The organism is Vibrio sp. Y10_XG_PY6 (assembly GCF_024181795.1).
GTDB lineage: Bacteria > Pseudomonadota > Gammaproteobacteria > Enterobacterales > Vibrionaceae > Vibrio > Vibrio diabolicus.
This window is the reverse complement of record NZ_JAMZAQ010000002.1, coordinates 1,162,726-1,179,141: the sequence shown is the minus strand read 5'-3', so window position 1 is coordinate 1,179,141 and position 16,416 is coordinate 1,162,726. Positions and strand designations below refer to the sequence as shown.

12 protein-coding genes are annotated in these 16,416 nt (G+C 45.1%); 3 read left to right on the top strand and 9 right to left on the bottom strand.

All coding sequences use genetic code 11. The features are described from left to right. Positions 1-172: 172 nt before the first annotated feature. The 5 genes from NL644_RS13820 to NL644_RS13800 form a co-directional block, all read right to left on the bottom strand. On the bottom strand, positions 173-1,948 hold the full coding sequence (locus tag NL644_RS13820) for an ABC transporter transmembrane domain-containing protein (protein ID WP_253658509.1): 1,776 nt from the start codon (positions 1,946-1,948) through the stop codon (positions 173-175). 3 nt (positions 1,949-1,951) lie between these two features. Next, complete coding sequence (locus NL644_RS13815) at positions 1,952-3,691, bottom strand: ABC transporter transmembrane domain-containing protein (RefSeq protein WP_053807375.1); 1,740 nt, start codon at positions 3,689-3,691, stop codon at positions 1,952-1,954. Positions 3,692-3,964: 273 nt separating this feature from the next. After that, positions 3,965-4,456 carry a type II secretion system protein gene (locus NL644_RS13810; RefSeq protein WP_104974136.1) on the bottom strand — a complete coding sequence of 164 codons (492 nt, stop codon included), beginning with the start codon at positions 4,454-4,456 and terminating at the stop codon, positions 3,965-3,967. Between the two features lie 214 nt (positions 4,457-4,670). Beyond that, the gene (locus NL644_RS13805; protein ID WP_041852964.1) at positions 4,671-6,014 is read right to left on the bottom strand and encodes a sodium/glutamate symporter; all 1,344 of its coding nucleotides are present in this window, start codon (positions 6,012-6,014) and stop codon (positions 4,671-4,673) included. 575 nt (positions 6,015-6,589) lie between these two features. Continuing rightward, positions 6,590-7,276 (bottom strand): DNA-3-methyladenine glycosylase I, encoded by a 687-nt coding sequence (locus NL644_RS13800; RefSeq protein WP_012841859.1) that lies wholly within the window; start codon positions 7,274-7,276, stop codon positions 6,590-6,592. An 86-nt stretch (positions 7,277-7,362) separates the two neighbouring features. Here NL644_RS13800 and NL644_RS13795 point away from each other — a divergent pair, with 86 nt between their 5' ends. Then, positions 7,363-7,557, top strand: a complete 195-nt coding sequence (locus NL644_RS13795) for a hypothetical protein (protein WP_005394200.1) — start codon at positions 7,363-7,365, stop codon at positions 7,555-7,557. 98 nt (positions 7,558-7,655) lie between these two features. On the opposite strand, the gene NL644_RS13790 is transcribed toward NL644_RS13795, so the two are convergent. The 3 genes from NL644_RS13790 to NL644_RS13780 form a co-directional block, all read right to left on the bottom strand. Then, complete coding sequence (locus NL644_RS13790) at positions 7,656-10,466, bottom strand: Hsp70 family protein (protein WP_253658508.1); 2,811 nt, start codon at positions 10,464-10,466, stop codon at positions 7,656-7,658. Between the two features lie 61 nt (positions 10,467-10,527). After that, the gene (locus tag NL644_RS13785) at positions 10,528-12,483 is read right to left on the bottom strand and encodes an Hsp70 family protein (RefSeq protein WP_181869449.1); all 1,956 of its coding nucleotides are present in this window, start codon (positions 12,481-12,483) and stop codon (positions 10,528-10,530) included. Continuing rightward, entirely contained in the window at positions 12,483-13,115 is a 633-nt protein-coding gene (locus NL644_RS13780; RefSeq protein ID WP_046875236.1) for a DUF2760 domain-containing protein, read from the bottom strand. The genes NL644_RS13785 and NL644_RS13780 overlap by 1 nt, the downstream gene beginning before the upstream one ends. 289 nt (positions 13,116-13,404) lie before the next feature. Here NL644_RS13780 and NL644_RS13775 point away from each other — a divergent pair, with 289 nt between their 5' ends. After that, positions 13,405-14,946: a sensor domain-containing diguanylate cyclase gene (locus NL644_RS13775; RefSeq protein ID WP_253658507.1), complete on the top strand. Its 1,542-nt coding sequence runs from the start codon at positions 13,405-13,407 to the stop codon at positions 14,944-14,946. 83 nt (positions 14,947-15,029) lie between these two features. Continuing rightward, entirely contained in the window at positions 15,030-15,560 is a 531-nt protein-coding gene (locus NL644_RS13770) for a 3'-5' exonuclease (RefSeq protein WP_005394213.1), read from the top strand. A gap of 253 nt (positions 15,561-15,813) precedes the next feature. On the opposite strand, the gene NL644_RS13765 is transcribed toward NL644_RS13770, so the two are convergent. After that, entirely contained in the window at positions 15,814-16,254 is a 441-nt protein-coding gene (locus NL644_RS13765) for a TerB family tellurite resistance protein (protein ID WP_005394215.1), read from the bottom strand. Between the last annotated feature and the right edge of the window lie 162 nt (positions 16,255-16,416).

Sequence of the window (16,416 nt, the reverse complement as noted above, 5' to 3'; positions counted from 1 at the left end):
TACGATTTTACAACGACCTTGCGTGATATAGCGAGGGGTTATGTCAATAATAGGTAAGAAATAGAAAATTAGTTCACATTATGAAGAAATTGGAAGCTAATCAGGCTAACTTTTGAAGTTGGGCCGATTATGCCCATGCCTACCAAATAAAAAGAAGGCATGGGTATAAAAATCACACCGCTTCTTCGAGTTGCTTGGTTTCTTCTTCAATCTGCTGTAAATGTCGGTTTGCTTGCTGTAACTGATACATTTGGGCATAACGACCATTTTGTTTCAACAGTGCTTTGTGTGTGCCTTTCTCTACTAACTCCCCATGATGAAGAACAATGATTTGGTCCGCATCCAAAATAGTTGAAAGTCGATGAGCGATAACGACTAGTGTCATGTCTTGTCTGAGTACTGCCAAGCTCTTTTGTATTAAAGCTTCTGTTCCTGAGTCAATATTGGCCGTTGCTTCATCTAATATCAATATTTTAGGTTTTACCACAAGCACACGCGCTAACGCTAAGAGCTGTTTTTGTCCAGCAGATAGATTGGTTTCACCTTGACCTAACTGCGTGTCTAGCCCATTAGGATAACGGTGAATTTGCTCTGCCAAACCTACCTTGTCTAACGCATCCCATATTTGATTATCATCAACCGCCCGACTGAGGGAGATGTTTTCTCTGACTGAAGCAGGGAGAATGTGCGGATCTTGTTGAACCATTGCCACATCTTTGCGAAGGACGTCTTTCCCTAGTGTTTTAAGTGGACGACCATCGATGAGCAGTTCACCACATTGCGTTGGATAAAAGCCCATCAATAGTGACGCTAATGTGCTTTTACCGCTTCCGGTATGCCCGACAAGCGCGATAAAGTCTTGGTGGTTGGCCTTCAACGAAATGTCTTTTAGGACGTCCTGTTTACCATCGTAGCTAAATGTGAGGTCTTTAAGTTCGATAGCACCTGACCTTAATGGCAGATGATCGTCCCCATAAGTTTGTTCTTTCGCATCAATCAATTCAAACACACGTTCGCTTGATACTAACGCTTGCTGAAGTAGAGCAAGCTGCTGAGTCATTTCAATTAATGGCTCAGTAACGCGCGCAAGATAACTGATAAACGCATACAGTACCCCCACACCAATCAACTCAATACCGTTAAAGCCAAAGATCGCAACCAAGCAAAGTAACGCGAGGCCAGCGAGCAAGTCCATCAATGGTCTTAGCAGATAGCCGTTTAGCCGAATCACTCGTTTAGATGCCACCAAATGCTCTGCGGTTAGCTCGTTGAACTGTTTATTAAAACGCTCTTCTTGTTGCATTAATTGAATGACACTCATCCCTTGAATGGATTCACTCAGATTCGCATTTATATCAGTCAATAGGTCACGCATCTTTCGGTAGCTTTCTGTACTTAGCTGCTTAAACAAGTACATAAAGCCGATGACGATCGGTAGCAATACAAGCACAACAAGTGTGAGTTTCCAGCTCATGAAAAACATAACGCCAAGCATCACCACAATCATGACCACGTTTTTCACCACGGTCGCGATCAAGAGCTCATAAAATTGCTGTAGAGATTCCGTATCGTTGGTGATTCGCGATACCAATTTTCCAGCAGGAGTGTAATCAAACGCAGATAACGGCTGCTTAATCACGCCAGAAAATACTTGCTTACGAATCGCTTTGATCGTGTTAGCCGCGACAATGCTAAATTGCAATGACTGAAAATACTGGAATGTTGCCGATACGATCTGAAGAGCGATATAACCTACTGCTAGCGAAATCAGAATATTTTGTGAATAGTCACCTTTAGCGATGTGCTCATCAATGAAATATTGAATCAACCAAGGGCCGCCAGCGCTGGCTAACGCTGCGATAAACAGCAAAGCAAGTCCTTTAATCATTGGCTTTGGTTGAGATAATGGGTAAGACATCAACCGTTTAAACGTACTGGTCTGGTTCATTCATTATTCCTCCATCGCCTGTTCTAGTTTTTGGTACTCGAACATTTCGGCGTACCATCCCTGATGCGCTAATAAAGCGCTATGTTGCCCACGTTCAGTAATGTGGCCGTGATTCAAGACAATAATCTCGTCTGCTGCTTCCAATGCGGTGAGGCGGTGTGCAATAACGATTAGGGCTTGATCACGGTAGTGTGTTTCCAAATTCTTAAGGATTTGATGTTCGGTCCGGCCATCAACAGCGGAAAGTGCATCGTCCAAAACCAACACTTGGGCATTCAACAACATAGCGCGTGCTATCGCAATACGTTGTTTTTGCCCGCCGGAGAGTGTAATGCCTTTTTCACCGACTTCTGTTTGGTAGCCTTCAGGAAACTTCTCAATATCGTCATGTATACAGGCTAACTTTGCAGCTCTATAGACTTCTTCTTTCTCTGCATTAGGGTTACCTAAGGCAATATTATCGAAGATAGATTTGGAGAATAGAAACGGGCTTTGATTAACCACGGCAAAGCGGTTGCGCCACTGAGGAAGTAGGGCATCTTTAATCTCAACATCCCCGAATGTAATTGAACCGTTTGTTAGGTCGTGCTGACGCAAAAGCAGCGTTAGCAGGGTTGATTTTCCGCTTCCGACAGGGCCAGCTACTCCCAACATTTTACCGGGCTTGAGCTCGATTTTTATTTCGGCTAGAGCTGGTGGTAAATCACTGGACCAGTGGAAAGCATCGATATCAATTTTTAATGGCAGTGGTTTATCTTCTAATGGTTTATTTCCACTGACAATCTCTGGTGTTTCATCAAAGATCTCTTGTAGGCGATTCCATGCTGCGGAGCCTCGCTCTAAAATATTAAATAAGAAAGCGAAGGCCAGCATAGGCCATATCATCAACCCTAAATACATCGTAAAGGCTGTTAGATCACCAAGCGTGATCTCTCCCTTATCGACAAGGTAAGCACCAGCAGCGACACTGAGAAGGAAAGAGAGGCCGATGGTGAGTTGGATAGCTGGATCAAATCTCGCGTCGACTCTAGCGACAGCGATATTTTTCTGACCGGTATCATCGACTACATCTTCAAAGCGCTGTTGTTCTTGATTCTCTAACCCAAAAGCTCGCAACATTCGCACGCCGTTAAGTGACTCTTGCGTCATGTCTGACATGGTAGAAAAGGCTTCCTGAGCAATGCGGAAGCGTTGATGCAGTATACGGACAATAAAAAAGATGATGATTGCAAGAAACGGCATTGGAAGAAGTGCCATAACGGTGAGCTTCCAGCTAACTTGCGTTACCATGATGATTAAAACTGCAATACCCGTGATCAAGGAATCGGCTGCCGTTAAAACCCCTTCGCCGGCTGTCATTACGATGTTACGTACATCATTAGTACCACGCGCCATCAGATCACCGGTCTTATAACGTTCGAAAAATCGGGGTGGTTGTGTCGATAAGTGCCTATAGAGACGATTACGTAGAATGGTTCCGAGTTCCCAGCTTGCGCCGAAAAGCCAAATTCGCCATAAGATACGGCATCCATAAATGGCAAAGATCAGTGCAGTGAGTCCCAAGAGCCACAGAATCAGCGTATTTGTATCTAACGTGTTATCTACGACCCCATCAACGATGATACCGACCGCTTTAGGAGGAACAAGTTGTAGAGTTGATATCACAGCGAAAAGCAAAATCGATCCGACATAATGCTTCCACTTTTGTTGGAAATACCAACGTAACTGCCAGAATATTCTCATCATGCCTCCCGCTTTAAATTATTGAATTTGTTATAGAACTATTATTGAGCGAAATGATGAGTTTACAAGCACAAATTATTGGCGGTCGGAAAAACGATAGATTGTTTCGATTACGGGCGCGTGCGGTCGCGAATTACTTGTTTTCTCGCTGCAAGCTAACTATGAAACAACATTATGTGAAATAGTTGTTAATAATGGATTTTGGGGCCAGTATTCTGCTAAAAGCGATGAAAGCACCAAAAGTGCAACTGTCACTTTCACTCACTAGGAGAACTAGCAGTCGTCAGTTTGTATTTTGTAGCTGACTTGGCCACCTGGAGTTTCTGGGTAGTAAACTTCGACATAACACATATGGTCTGGACCAACAGGTTTGTTTGCAAAGCCGATAAGGAAATAGGGTTCGTCCGGGCTGTCTACCCCGTACCAAGTATTGATAGTGAGTTGAGGGTCGAAACCTGCCAGCTCTTTTGCGGGAATGACATTCTTAATAAATCCAAAGTAACCAATTAGGTCGTTATTGCCGTCATTATCTAGATCAATGTTATATTGTTTGCCGCCATCTATCGTCTCTTGAGATTGAATAACGGCTTTAGTGTACACAAAGTTGTTTGCAGTCATGAGCGCTTCCCTCGCGCCATATAGTACTGCCACTCGGGCATCTTTTTGCAGACCAAGAAATTTAGGAAGGGCAATAACACTAACGACACCAAGGATAATGATGCACACAATGAGTTCAATGAGGGTAAATCCTTGAGAGCGATGCACTGCCTTTTCTCCATGAGTCATGAATAGTTTGGCCGCTATTTTGATATAAAAATGCGTAGGTCAAGTATTAAAAAAGGATGGGAAGGGGTGACCAAGCTTGCAGATCTTAAATATAAAACAAGTTGCTTATTTGTTGCATGCTGGTGGGAGGCGGCTATCGAATAAGGGGAGAGAGTTAAATTCGGGAGGATAAAATACCTCCCGAAATGAGCAATTAAGACTCATTTGCGACGGCTTGACCGCTACGCTTAAACACAAATCGCCAAATAAATAAGACAACGGCGATATAGGTTAGACCAACACCTAACGCTTGCCAGTGCATGCCGTTATACATTGCGATTGGCATAAGCGAGATGATGAAAATGTCCGTAATTGAGCCTGGAACATAAGCGATAGCATAGTCGTCTAACACTTTACTGCGCATTTTGGGGTCGACAATGCGTAATAACGCGATACCCATAGCGACTGTACCTGTTAACCATCCCCAAGAGAAAATGCCTTTCTCAAACCAGTCATCTCCCATGATGCGAGGTGCAACCCAAAAGATAAGCCATAGCGTGAACGCGATACCACCAATTGCGAGCACTACCATTGGCATTAAATACTGCGCTAGAACCGTGATCTTAATCGCTGAGATACCAAAGATGATCAGGTAATCCGTACTAATACCCGCTGCGTGTTTGAATGCGCCGTCACATAGGTAATGAGATGCCTTGGTTTGCTTAGCGATGATTCGAACTAACATACCGCCCAGAAAGCCAGTAACGAAAGTCGGAATTTGTACCTTATCGTGGAAAGAAGATAAGTAGTTGGCTGCTACATAAGAGAAAGCGGTTACCACTACAACCAGCGCCGCGTGAATCGCGAAAGAATCGACTGACAATGATGACATCGTATCTTTCATCACAGGTTCTTGATCGTCAGGTTTCACTAAGCCTTTGCGTTCGTGTTCGTCCATGCTGTCGAATGTCGTAAAGCTACGAATCCAGCCCATTTTCAACGCAAACTGAAGCATTAACATGCCCACCGAGATTGAAATAAAGATCCCAACCGTGGCGAACGTTAAACCAAGTGTAAAACCATCTTCCCAACCAAGTCCCGTGAAGATTTCACCGACTACAGATGCTGAACCATGTCCGCCCATGAATCCCGCGGACATGGTTACGCCAAATCCAGGATTAATGTCAGGCCAAAAGAAGGTGGTAAGTACTAAACCAAACATTGCTGCAAACAGCCATTGCGACACGGATGCAATTTGGTTAAACGCCCACAATGAGCCTGCTCGTTGAGCAACCACTTTTGGTGACGGGACATCTGTTGCTAAACCCAACGCAGAAAAAAGTGCAGCAGTTAAGAGGCTTGCGTTTGCGGTAAAGGTATCTGTCCAAGGTAATACGTTAAGCAGAGCTGGGCCAAAAATAAGACCAAATAACCCAGCCAATACAGCAGATGGAATGTACATGCGTTGTAGTAAAGGCATATGTACACGAATTACTTTTGCTGCAATTAATAGTAAGCCAGCGATGGCTAAGTCAGTCAGCATTAGACCTTTTGGCATTTCTTGTCCTCCAGTAAATGCGTTCAAGGGGCTCATCCTTTTAACCAGCCTTGATGTAATAAATAACTTCCAGCACAAAACCACGAAAATAGTCACTCATGTGACATCGCGTCATGGTTGTTCTAGTCAGCACTCTATTGCGCTGTCGAATTTGTATTAACGGATCTGTTGATCCTTAAATCTATAAAGTGAGTGCAATTGTTGTGAGTGCTCACGAAGTGTTGAGAAATTTGAATAAATTCCTCGATCAAGTTTCTGATAGTTCACTCAGGAAGGGCGTGTATCCTAGTCAGTTTGTCAGCGCAATGCAATTGAGCGTCATCAATATTTAGTGCCTAAAAACTGGGCACTTGTAATTAAATATTTGATAAATAAAAATATTGAACAAGAAAAATAATTTGTCGATATGATAACTTTTTGTGATTTGAAGGGGGATTTTGCCACTTTAAGGAGGGATTTTTTGGAGGAATCGAGAAAGTAGTAATATCAGCAAGAGCTAAAGTAGAGTGATTCGCGCAAATATCATGCGTTATAGGGGGGCCGGAATTTCGCCCCCAGAGCTACAAAGTGCTTGTTTAAATTCGGTTGTCGCCAGTACTAAACGCGATAATTTGACTGATTTCGGTCAAGCTTCTTCCACTTTCTTGCTGCCACTGAATAAAGGCTTTATTAGCAGAGTCCAAGGACTTTTTCGTGTCTTTGCCGCCTTCAATGATCTTGCAGTTGCGTAAATAAGCTTCGACATCGTTAGACAGAATAAAAGTGTCCACGCCCATTTGGCGTAAAGTGTAAGGGCCTGTATTTCCACCCAAACGACTACCATGCTTCTTCAAGTAGCCCCATAGATCCGTGATCTTTTCCCGAGGCCATTCAGCAATCATGTTACTGAACGAGCCATATTCGATTCTTGCTTCATGGATCATGCGAGCGTTGGCCGGAATCGACATGACTTTAGTGAGGTGGCGAATAATGCGTTTGTCCGTTGCTTTGGTTTCCCATTGTTCGTCAGACAGCATCAATAGTGGCTCAATCTTAAAGCCGAAGAACACTTCTTCGAAGTTCGGCCACTTGTTGCGAACCACGCTCCACGAAATCCCGCTTTGGAACACCTTCATCGAAAAAGCGGCGAGCCAACGGTCATCGGGAATCGCTGCTAATTCCTCTTTACTTAATGGGTGAGACAATAGCGCTTCAAGCTGATCTTCTCCGCCTTTTCGCTCAGCAGCACGTTGATAAATCGCGTCAAATTTTTCGATACTCATAAAAGAAGTTAGTCCTAGTTTATGTCGATATTTGCGAAACATACTACGCTTAAGTGGCTGAATCGTAAATTGATGGAGTGTCACAAATGAAGAAGGTCACATTAACGTTTGTCGGGGAAGGTTCGGAGCGTATCGCGGATAAATTTTATACTTGGCTGGCTGATGGCGGATTAGAAGACAGCTTAATTGAAACTCTATCGGACAGAGAAGTGTCGGTGGTCGGTATTAGCGATATGGATAACGAAACGCGCGATGTAGTGATTACGACAGAAATGAATTAGCGCGTTGTACACGATCAAAACTAAAAGAATGCGATACAACAAAGCCCTTCGTCGGAAGGGCTTTGTACTTCTAACTCGTCTTCTTGTGTAGAGTGGATTTAATGATGAACTAGCGTTAAACCGCTTGGTAAAGCATCACCGAAGACGCGTTTTGATTCGCTTTCTGAAAGCTCTTTCACTTCTTTAACTAGTGATACCCAAGATTCGGGCACTTTACTTTGTTTCAGCTTCGTTAGAACTTGCTCTCGGTAATCGTCAGAAATATCAAACAGGCGGTCACCCGTCTTACGACAAATCATTACGGCTGCGAACGCGATCATTGGCTCTTTCTGCCAGTTCTGCTCTAACAGCTTAGGCAACCACTGTTCTGCTTGTTCACGAGGAATGACGTTGTGCTGGCTGCCATAAAGTGGTGTGCGAGAAGCCAAACGTCCCATCGCCCACCAGTGCGCTTGTTCAAACTGGTTTTGGTTGATCGCTTTACTCAAGAACCACGTTGCCAATAGAACTTTATCTTCCACTTCTAGATGCTCTAGAGAGGCTGAAAGACGCACCATGGATTCATAACCCATGTCTTGTGCCGCTTTGGCGGATTGTGGGTTTTTCATCGCGCCAGGGTGTAGGTATTTCGCGATGTCCGCCAAGATGGTCTCTTGTTGCTCTTGGCTCAAGCCACCTGCGATACGACGCCAGAACACCCACCAGTCTGTCCAACCTTGATGGTTCTTAAACTGAATGTTTTGTTGGTAGAGACCCCAAACTTGCTCAATGCGCCATGAGTCGGTTGGATCGCCAAAGCCTGGACGCAGTGCAAAACCTGCCAAACGAAGCCAGTTTTTCTCGTGCTGTTCAGAACGACGGCGACGCTTACGACCTTGTGCAAAGGTATCGAAAAGTTGACGGAGTGTGGTGAAATCCCACTCGTCACGTTTGCCGAGCTTCTTCTCAAGGTCTTTGGCTAAGGTTTTGATCTCTTTGCCTTCTGCGCTTTTTTTGTTACCGCTGTATAGGCGAGCGATTAGCTCCTTACATTCGTCCAGTTTAGGGTGAAGCTTAACTTGTTCACTGTCGTCGGTTTGCTTGTTACGAACTTCGAATTCCAGCTCCCAACGTTTGTTGTCGTCTTCTGCACTGACACACTCCATCTTAAGAGTGCCAACTTCTGTTAGTTGACAAGCCAATTGAACTTCGACACGCTCTTTCTGGTTAGCTTGCAGTTCGGCGCCTTCACCTTCAAGTGTCGTGATGTAAGGCGGCAGAGGAGCAAACAAGTCTGGGTCAACATCAACCATCACGCCATTTTGAATGGCGGTGTTATTGGTTAAGGTGTCGTGGGTAGAAGTCAGCAGATTAAAGCGAACGGGCTCTCCAAGAGTGAGCGAGAAACGACGACCGCTTAAACGGATCTCGTGACCTTCTTCTGTACCTTTTGCAAGCAAACAGAGCGCTTTGCCCATTTTGTTCTTTTCTTGAAGATGCAAGAAGTAAGAACGCGCTGCACCACCACCAATTTTCAGTTGTGCGCCACGACGTGCTTTACCAAATGCTACAGCACCTAATGCAACAGACCAATCTGGATGTGGGTTATCTAATACCGTAACTGGTGCGCCGCGCCAGTCAGAAAGTAGGGCGGTGACACGTTCAGTCACCAGATCACTGTTAAACACGCCTCCGTTCAACAACACGCCAACTGGAATCGCGTTTTGTTTATCGTCTTCAATGCCGAGAGCGGCACGAGCAACTTGCTGATGCTGAGTTAAGAACTCGGCAACGTGTTTGCTCACTGCTGGGTCAGCAACGTATGGAAGACCAAACTCGACAACGGCGCTGCGGCGTTTGTCTGGTACTTCACTGAAATCAGAAAGCGGGAAGAAGCCATCCAAAGCGATTTGGTGCACTTCTTGTTTGCTCAGCCCAATACTCTTTGTTCCGCCAAGAAGCTTCGAGCCGCTGCCCAGCATGGTGATTTTCACTTCTTCAGGTGCACTCGCTGAAAGTAGGTTTTCTTTCGCCTTGCGAGTTTGCTGAATCAGCTTAGTCAGGCTTGCTGCAGTGAGCTTCTTACTTTGGTTGAAGCGGCTCTCTGCAAGATGCGCTAATGCTAAGTCGAGGTTATCACCACCAAGCATCAAGTGCTCGCCAACACCAATACGATCAAGGGCTAGTTCATCTTGAGAAGAGAAACTGGCTTCAATCAAGCTTAAGTCGGTAGTACCACCGCCCACATCACACACCAGAATCAGCGGTAACTCTTTGAGTTCATCAGCTGCGGTTTGCTGGTGGCGTGCGTACCAGTCGTAACATACGGCTTGTGGTTCTTCGAGCAGGACGATTTTCTTTAAACCAGCCAGCTGTGCAGCTTCAAGCGTGAGTTTACGAGCGGTTTCATCGAACGACGCTGGAACGGTCACAACCACATCTTGGTCTTCTAGCTTATTGCTAGGATGACGGTAGTTCCATGCTTGACGAATGTGGTTGAGGTAGCTTGCGCTGGCAATGACGGGTGATACTTTATCCACGTCTTGCGCGCCAGCCCAAGGAAGAATGTCTGAGCTACGATCCACTGCTTGGTGCGATAGCCAGCTTTTTGCACTGGATACCTGACGTCCTTCCACCTTCGCGCCTAATTCACGAGCCCATTCACCAACGATGACATTGTTAATGTCGCCAGCAACAGGTTCGTTGTCCCAAGGAAGAGTGAGGTCAGAAGAGGAGATTTGACCTACAGCTGGATGATAGCGGAAAGAGGGCAGAAGTGGTTTACGAACGACTTCGCCCGGACCAATCAGTTGGTCGATGTCAAATAGGGATACTTCGGATTGTTCAAGGTTGTCGGTGATTTCACAGTAGGCCACCACAGTGTTTGTGGTGCCGAGGTCAATACCAACAAGGAAACGAGGAGATGCCATACAAAACCAAACCTTCGTGTATTTAAAAACGGCACCCGATTGGATGCCGTTTGACTTCTAATTATTGTTCTTCGTTTGAGTCACTTTTCGCGTCTTCGCGCACATCGAACTCAACATGCCATTTTTGCCCGTTATCAGCGGCAATGGCTTCTAAGTAAAGCGTACCAAGCTCTGTTACGCGAGAAGCTAGGGTAACTGGAACCACTTCACCTTCACGACGACCTTCTGATACAGGCAGCGTTACTTGGATTTCTGGTAGCTCTTCAAGCTCTTCTGGTGCCCAGTAGTCAAGGTGAGTACCTGCTAGGTCGTCACGACGAACGGTTGAGCCGAAGAATTGGAAGTTAACTGGCTGGCCGATGATCAAACCAAACTCTTGGCTTGGTACGTCAACGCTTGAGCCTTCTTCCATACCAAATGGTGCTACACACAGTGCTTCCATTGGAGGCGCCATGCCCGGAATCGCAGGCATCGCACTTTCGATACCCACGTAGTACGCCGAAGCAATACCGCCGCGGATACGAACGCCTTGACCACGACGCACAGAGCCGTAGTAAGCCGCACCGCTAGCAACTGCAAGGTCTAGATCCACACCTGTTAGGCGTTTCGCCATTTCTGCGTCTGCTTCAATTAGCCATTCGTTGATCGTGTCTTCTAGACGAGTGGCTAGAAGTTTTGATTTCAGCACACCACCGTTGAATAGGATTGCCGTTGGTTTGATGAAGTCAGCCGATTGCGCTGCATCCGCGCCTGGCATACCTGGCATGTTTGCAAATGGGTTGAAATCTTGAGCTTGCGCTGATTCACCACCGCTTTGCGCGTGTGCTTGCTTAGACAAGAACGCTGCAATGTGACGAGTAATACCCGCATCTTGTGCGTAAGGCAGACCCATTTGTGTTAGTGCGCCACGGTTACGTTGAACAGGGTGGTCCGTAATCGCAACTTGAGGGAAGAAGCCGTCAACCAATGTTTGTTGTACTTCTTCTTGAGTCAGTTCTGTCTTCAACGTTGCGCCAAGCAGTTTAGAACCGCGGCTTGGTACCACGATTGGTACTGACTGAAGTTCGCTGTCGTTCAATAGCGCTTCTTTCGCGTCACGACATGCGTGCGTCATCGCCTGAACTTGCCACGGCTGTAGCTCTTTGCCTTCTTGCGCTAGCTTCATCTTCAAGCGGTACGCAAGTGCAAGGTCCATGTTGTCACCGCCAAGTAGGATGTGTTCACCTACCGCGATACGGTTCAAAGTTAGGTTGCCGTCGTCTTCAGTTACTTCAACCAAAGAAAGGTCAGTTGTACCACCACCGATATCGACCACAAGCACAATGTCGCCAACTTCAACTTCGTCGCGCCATTTGTCGTTGCTGTTATCAATCCAGTTGTAAAGCGCAGCTTGAGGCTCTTCTAGAAGCGTTAGGTGCACAAAACCAACGTTGCGTGCTGCTTCGGCTGTTAGATCACGAGCAGCAGGATCGAAAGAAGCAGGAACCGTAATAGTTACGTCTTGATCGGCAAGGTTGTGATTTGGGTTCGCGTGATTCCAAGCATCTTTTAGGTGCTCTAGGTAAAGCTCTGTCGCGCGAAGAGGGGATACTTTTTCCACTTCTTCAGGGCTACCTGCTGGTAGGAATGCGTCACGACGGTTTACACCACCGTGGCAAAGCCAAGATTTCGCACTTGCAACAAGACGAATTGGTGTTTTTGAACCTAGGTTACGCGCAATCGCACCAACCAGAGCTTTTGGCTCGCTCGACCACGGAAGAACGCGTGATTGCGGGTTCATTTCATGTTCGTGTGGTTGGTATAGGAAAGAGCCTAATTGGCTGCGAGTCTCTACTGTACCTGGCGCAGTAAGCTGCGGGATAGGCATCACTTTAACGCGAGCATCTTCGTCGTGTGTATCAACAAAAGACATGACACAGTGTGTTGTACCTAAGTCGATACCAACACTGAATTTAGGCGTCTGTTGAGTTTCAACAGACGCTTCTTGAGAATGGTTTTCTTGGTTCATGTGTTCCATTACAGCTCAACCTCGGCTGGAGCAATCACAGATGCATCGTAGTTTTCAGCCAGCTTAGGAAGGTTCATCGATGTTGCCTTCCAGCCTTTGTGCACTAACGTGCCTTGGAATGGCGCGCTACCTGTCACGTTGCCAGTAAGGCGGATTTCTTGTGGGTTGAAGCCTTCTTCAACCGTAATACGAGTTTCTTCTTCTTCGTTACGAACGTGCGCAAGTGTTACGTAATCGTTCAATACTTTCTGGCCACCAGTATGAATTACGCGAGCTGCTGCGCCTACTTCTTCATCAGAGAATGACGTTAGGTCTTCTTGTAGGAAGTCAATCAGACGAGCTTCTTGTTGCATGATAGAAAGTAGCTGCATTGCAGAATCAGTAGAAGCTGTTGCGAGTTTCGATTCAACTTCCACCACTTTTTCTACGACTTTCTCAACTTCAACGACTTTTTCTACTTCGACGATCTTCTCAACTGGCTTCTCAACTTCGACGATTTTCTCGACCGGTTTTTCTACGACTTTCTCAACCACTTTTGATTTGCGAGAGACCGCGACTAAAAGAAGCAAAACGCTCGATGCGGTTAGGCCAGCGTGAAGCATATCGAACGTTTGAGGAATTAGGTTCAAATCAATGTTCATGACGTTTTTTCTCTTTCTATTGATTATTGGTGCTCAGTATTGGCTCATATGTGTTCACTAAAACGATCGTCTTTGCGATCTTGCACCAAGTTTAGACATTAAAATGATGACGGATGGTAGCATATTCAAGGCTTAAGGCTGTAATAATTCGTGACTATACCGTACGAACAGCGTGAAAAATCGACGATCGGACTGCCCAGCATAGGTTGTTGCTTGATGTTTGTGCGTTGCTAACGCAGTATTTCAATAGATCCCGAAGTTTAACTTACGGAAGTATCAAAATTACGATATGACACAAAGCACCGCTCACAAGAGCGTTATCAAACGACATTCAGACTCTATTCTAGCTTTTGCAGCGACGTTGTGTGTCACTGCTGGTGTGGTCGGTGCTGCTTATACGATGCAGCAACGGTATACGCAGACGACGTTTGATACTTTAGCTGACCGACAAGCAGAATCACTGAAAGCGAACGTCGAAAATGATTTAAAGTTCATTGGTGCAGGTGCAAACTTTTTTCATTCGATTGAACGCACCTATTGGTCTTCGTTCCCAATGTATGCGGAACAAGTAATCAATAGCTCGCGAAGTCTAATTGGACTTCAATGGATGCAAAAGGTCGAATTCGAAGACCTTGATGAGCATATTTTAAAGACTCGTCAAACATTTCCTGATTTCCAACCGTTTACTGTTCCTAAAGATGGCCCCAAAACCTACGGGTACATTTTTGAACACAAAGAGCCAATTTTTATCGCATCGGATATTTATCCAAGAACACCAGAAAACCTTTCTCTATTAGGTTTCTATTTTTCACGTAAACGCTTCGATCTCATCTTGGATGATATATCCACAAATGGGCGAGCGAATGTCTCGGATAAAGTTCGCTTACTGCAAGATGGGTATGACAAGTCCATTCCTAAAACTGGGCTGCTAGTGTTCCATCCAGTGTTTGACTTCGAGAACCAACATTTATTAGGTGTAGTGACAGGGGTGATTCGAAGTACAGTTTACTTTGAGGATTTGATCACGAAAACCGCGACTGAGCTAGATATGTCGGTGCGCGTAGAAGATTTAGGCTTTGACGCAGCAGATGACCCCGTTCTCTTCCAAAGTTCAAACTGGGATAACATTCGAGGAACGGTTATAAGCCGTACCATTCAACTGCCTAATCGTGAGTGGCGGATTGATTTTAAACTTTCTGATGCCGTCTCTGCTTGGGAGCGTTCTATTTTAGCGGGCACGACATTAGCCGGGTTGGTAATCGCCTTTTTGATTAGTTGGATTGTGAATTTACAGTCACGAGAAAAAGAGCGCTTGGCGGTCATGTTAGAGCTTAAAACCGCCGAATTAAAAAGGATGGCTGAGCGTGACCCTCTAACTCAGTTACTCAATCGCCGAGCGTTTAACGATCACTTGCTTAGCCAGATAAATAAAGGTGTTAGCTTCGCATTGGTTGGTTTTGATATCGACCACTTCAAAGTTATCAATGACAAGCACGGTCATTTAGGGGGCGATGAAGCATTGCAGCATGTGACTAAGCTAGTTAGTGCGAATCTAAAGCCTGGAGACCGATTTTATCGTGCTGGTGGTGATGAGTTCTGTATTATTTCTAAAGTCATTGATAAAGAAGCACTGGAAGCTTATCTGGAAAAGTTGCGGAGCATCGTGGCAAGTACGGCTTTTGACTATGGCGATGCTTCAATCATTTGCACGTTAAGTATTGGCGCGGCTGTCCATAAAGATGAAGATCCTGAAAGCTTGTATCACAAAATGGATAATCAACTTTATTTGAGTAAAAAAAACGGTCGTAATAATGTGTCGATTGGCGATTAAATGGGCGCGCAAATTCGAGTTTTACACCGTGTTACGGTAGAATCGCACGCTTTAAAATTTTATGTTAGGAATCAAGACAAACTATGAACCATAACCGTATTGTATGCTTCGATTTAGAAATGTGTTGCTGGAACGAAAATGGTGTCGGCAGCACGGGTGAAATTATCGAAGTTGGGTTGGCTGAAATAGATTTGTCTAGAGGCGAGATAGTCAAGCGAGCTCAATACTACGTAAAACCTGAACATGATGAAGTTTCGCTGTTTTGTGCCGAGCTAACAGGTATTACGCCGCGTAAAATTGAAAAACAAGGGCGCCCATTAGAAGAAGTGCTTAAATCCATGGTTAAGAACTTTGGTGGTCGAAACAAGATTTATGCATCATGGGGCCGAGATGACCTCATCCTGCTTGAAGAGTGTAAGCAAAAAGGTATTGAAGCGCCATTTACGGAGTTCATCAACTTAGCGACGCTTTATCGCATTCAAAATCGTCTTAAGGATAAGCGTATTGGTCACCGAGCAGCTCAAGAAGCAAAAGGCATTGATTGGGAAGGGCGCCAACATTCTGGTTATGTGGATGCGTACAATTTAGCGAAGCTTGCTCTGACTATGCTTTAATGGTCCGATATAGTTCGGCAAACTTGTAATCAAATCGTCATTCAACCATTGTTGTTTTGTCATGGAATCTGTTTAGTGTAGAGCTCGTCAAACATATTCATATCTTGACCAGTATTTTAATAACAATGTCGTTGGCTTATCGAAAAAACGCGCGTAATGCGCGTTTTTTTTATGGCTATAGAATTCAATCTTCGCCATCATTTCACGGTAGACTTGAAATAGCTTGCGCGACTTACATGTTTACCTTGTTTCCTTACTGAGATTGCAACTTTGCTCGAATGAACTCACTGTGATCAACGTAGAGTAGTTCTGCTGTTTTGCGGATCACTGCATCTTCTAGTGGATCAATTTCGCCATCGGCATACGCCACTTCCCACATGCTTTTGATTAAGTTGTAGCGTGTTTCTTGAGTCAATTCTCTCAGTTGAGAAGTAAAATCGTACAGAGACGCGGAGTCTTTTATTTTCTGTTGAGCTTGCTCTAACAAAGCATTTGATTCTTCTTCATTTAATGACAGAAGCTTCATCAATAATGAACGCTTTGTTTCTTGCTCTTTATCATCGACGTTATGGTCTGCGCCAGATACTTCACACAGCAAGCACGCGATAGCCATATTCGGAGAGAGTGTGTTGGTTTGGCTTAAATCAGAGCCTTCAATGAGCTGTTTAAATAATGAGGTAAGAGAGTTAAACATATTGAACACCGAGCTATTGTTTATTTGGTTAACATGGTCATAAATACGGTAGATCTCAAGGTGCGGTATCAAATTTAGCACGCCGTTGACAGTCAAGAGCTTTGCTCATCTACCCAAATCCCTCGTACTTTTAAGTTCAGTCAAAAATGACTTGTCTTCAAG

What these genes read in the sequence shown, in the direction of transcription:
- NL644_RS13820 (WP_253658509.1), bottom strand. Translation starts at nt 1,948, where the DNA reads ATGAACCAGACCAGTACGTTTAAACGGTTGATGTCTTACCCATTATCT.
- NL644_RS13815 (WP_053807375.1), bottom strand. Translation starts at nt 3,691, where the DNA reads ATGAGAATATTCTGGCAGTTACGTTGGTATTTCCAACAAAAGTGGAAG.
- NL644_RS13805 (WP_041852964.1), bottom strand. Translation starts at nt 6,014, where the DNA reads ATGCCAAAAGGTCTAATGCTGACTGACTTAGCCATCGCTGGCTTACTA.
- NL644_RS13800 (WP_012841859.1), bottom strand. Translation starts at nt 7,276, where the DNA reads ATGAGTATCGAAAAATTTGACGCGATTTATCAACGTGCTGCTGAGCGA.
- NL644_RS13795 (WP_005394200.1), top strand. Translation starts at nt 7,363, where the DNA reads ATGAAGAAGGTCACATTAACGTTTGTCGGGGAAGGTTCGGAGCGTATC.
- NL644_RS13790 (WP_253658508.1), bottom strand. Translation starts at nt 10,466, where the DNA reads ATGGCATCTCCTCGTTTCCTTGTTGGTATTGACCTCGGCACCACAAAC.
- NL644_RS13785 (WP_181869449.1), bottom strand. Translation starts at nt 12,483, where the DNA reads ATGGAACACATGAACCAAGAAAACCATTCTCAAGAAGCGTCTGTTGAA.
- NL644_RS13780 (WP_046875236.1), bottom strand. Translation starts at nt 13,115, where the DNA reads ATGAACATTGATTTGAACCTAATTCCTCAAACGTTCGATATGCTTCAC.
- NL644_RS13775 (WP_253658507.1), top strand. Translation starts at nt 13,405, where the DNA reads ATGACACAAAGCACCGCTCACAAGAGCGTTATCAAACGACATTCAGAC.
- NL644_RS13770 (WP_005394213.1), top strand. Translation starts at nt 15,030, where the DNA reads ATGAACCATAACCGTATTGTATGCTTCGATTTAGAAATGTGTTGCTGG.
- NL644_RS13765 (WP_005394215.1), bottom strand. Translation starts at nt 16,254, where the DNA reads ATGTTTAACTCTCTTACCTCATTATTTAAACAGCTCATTGAAGGCTCT.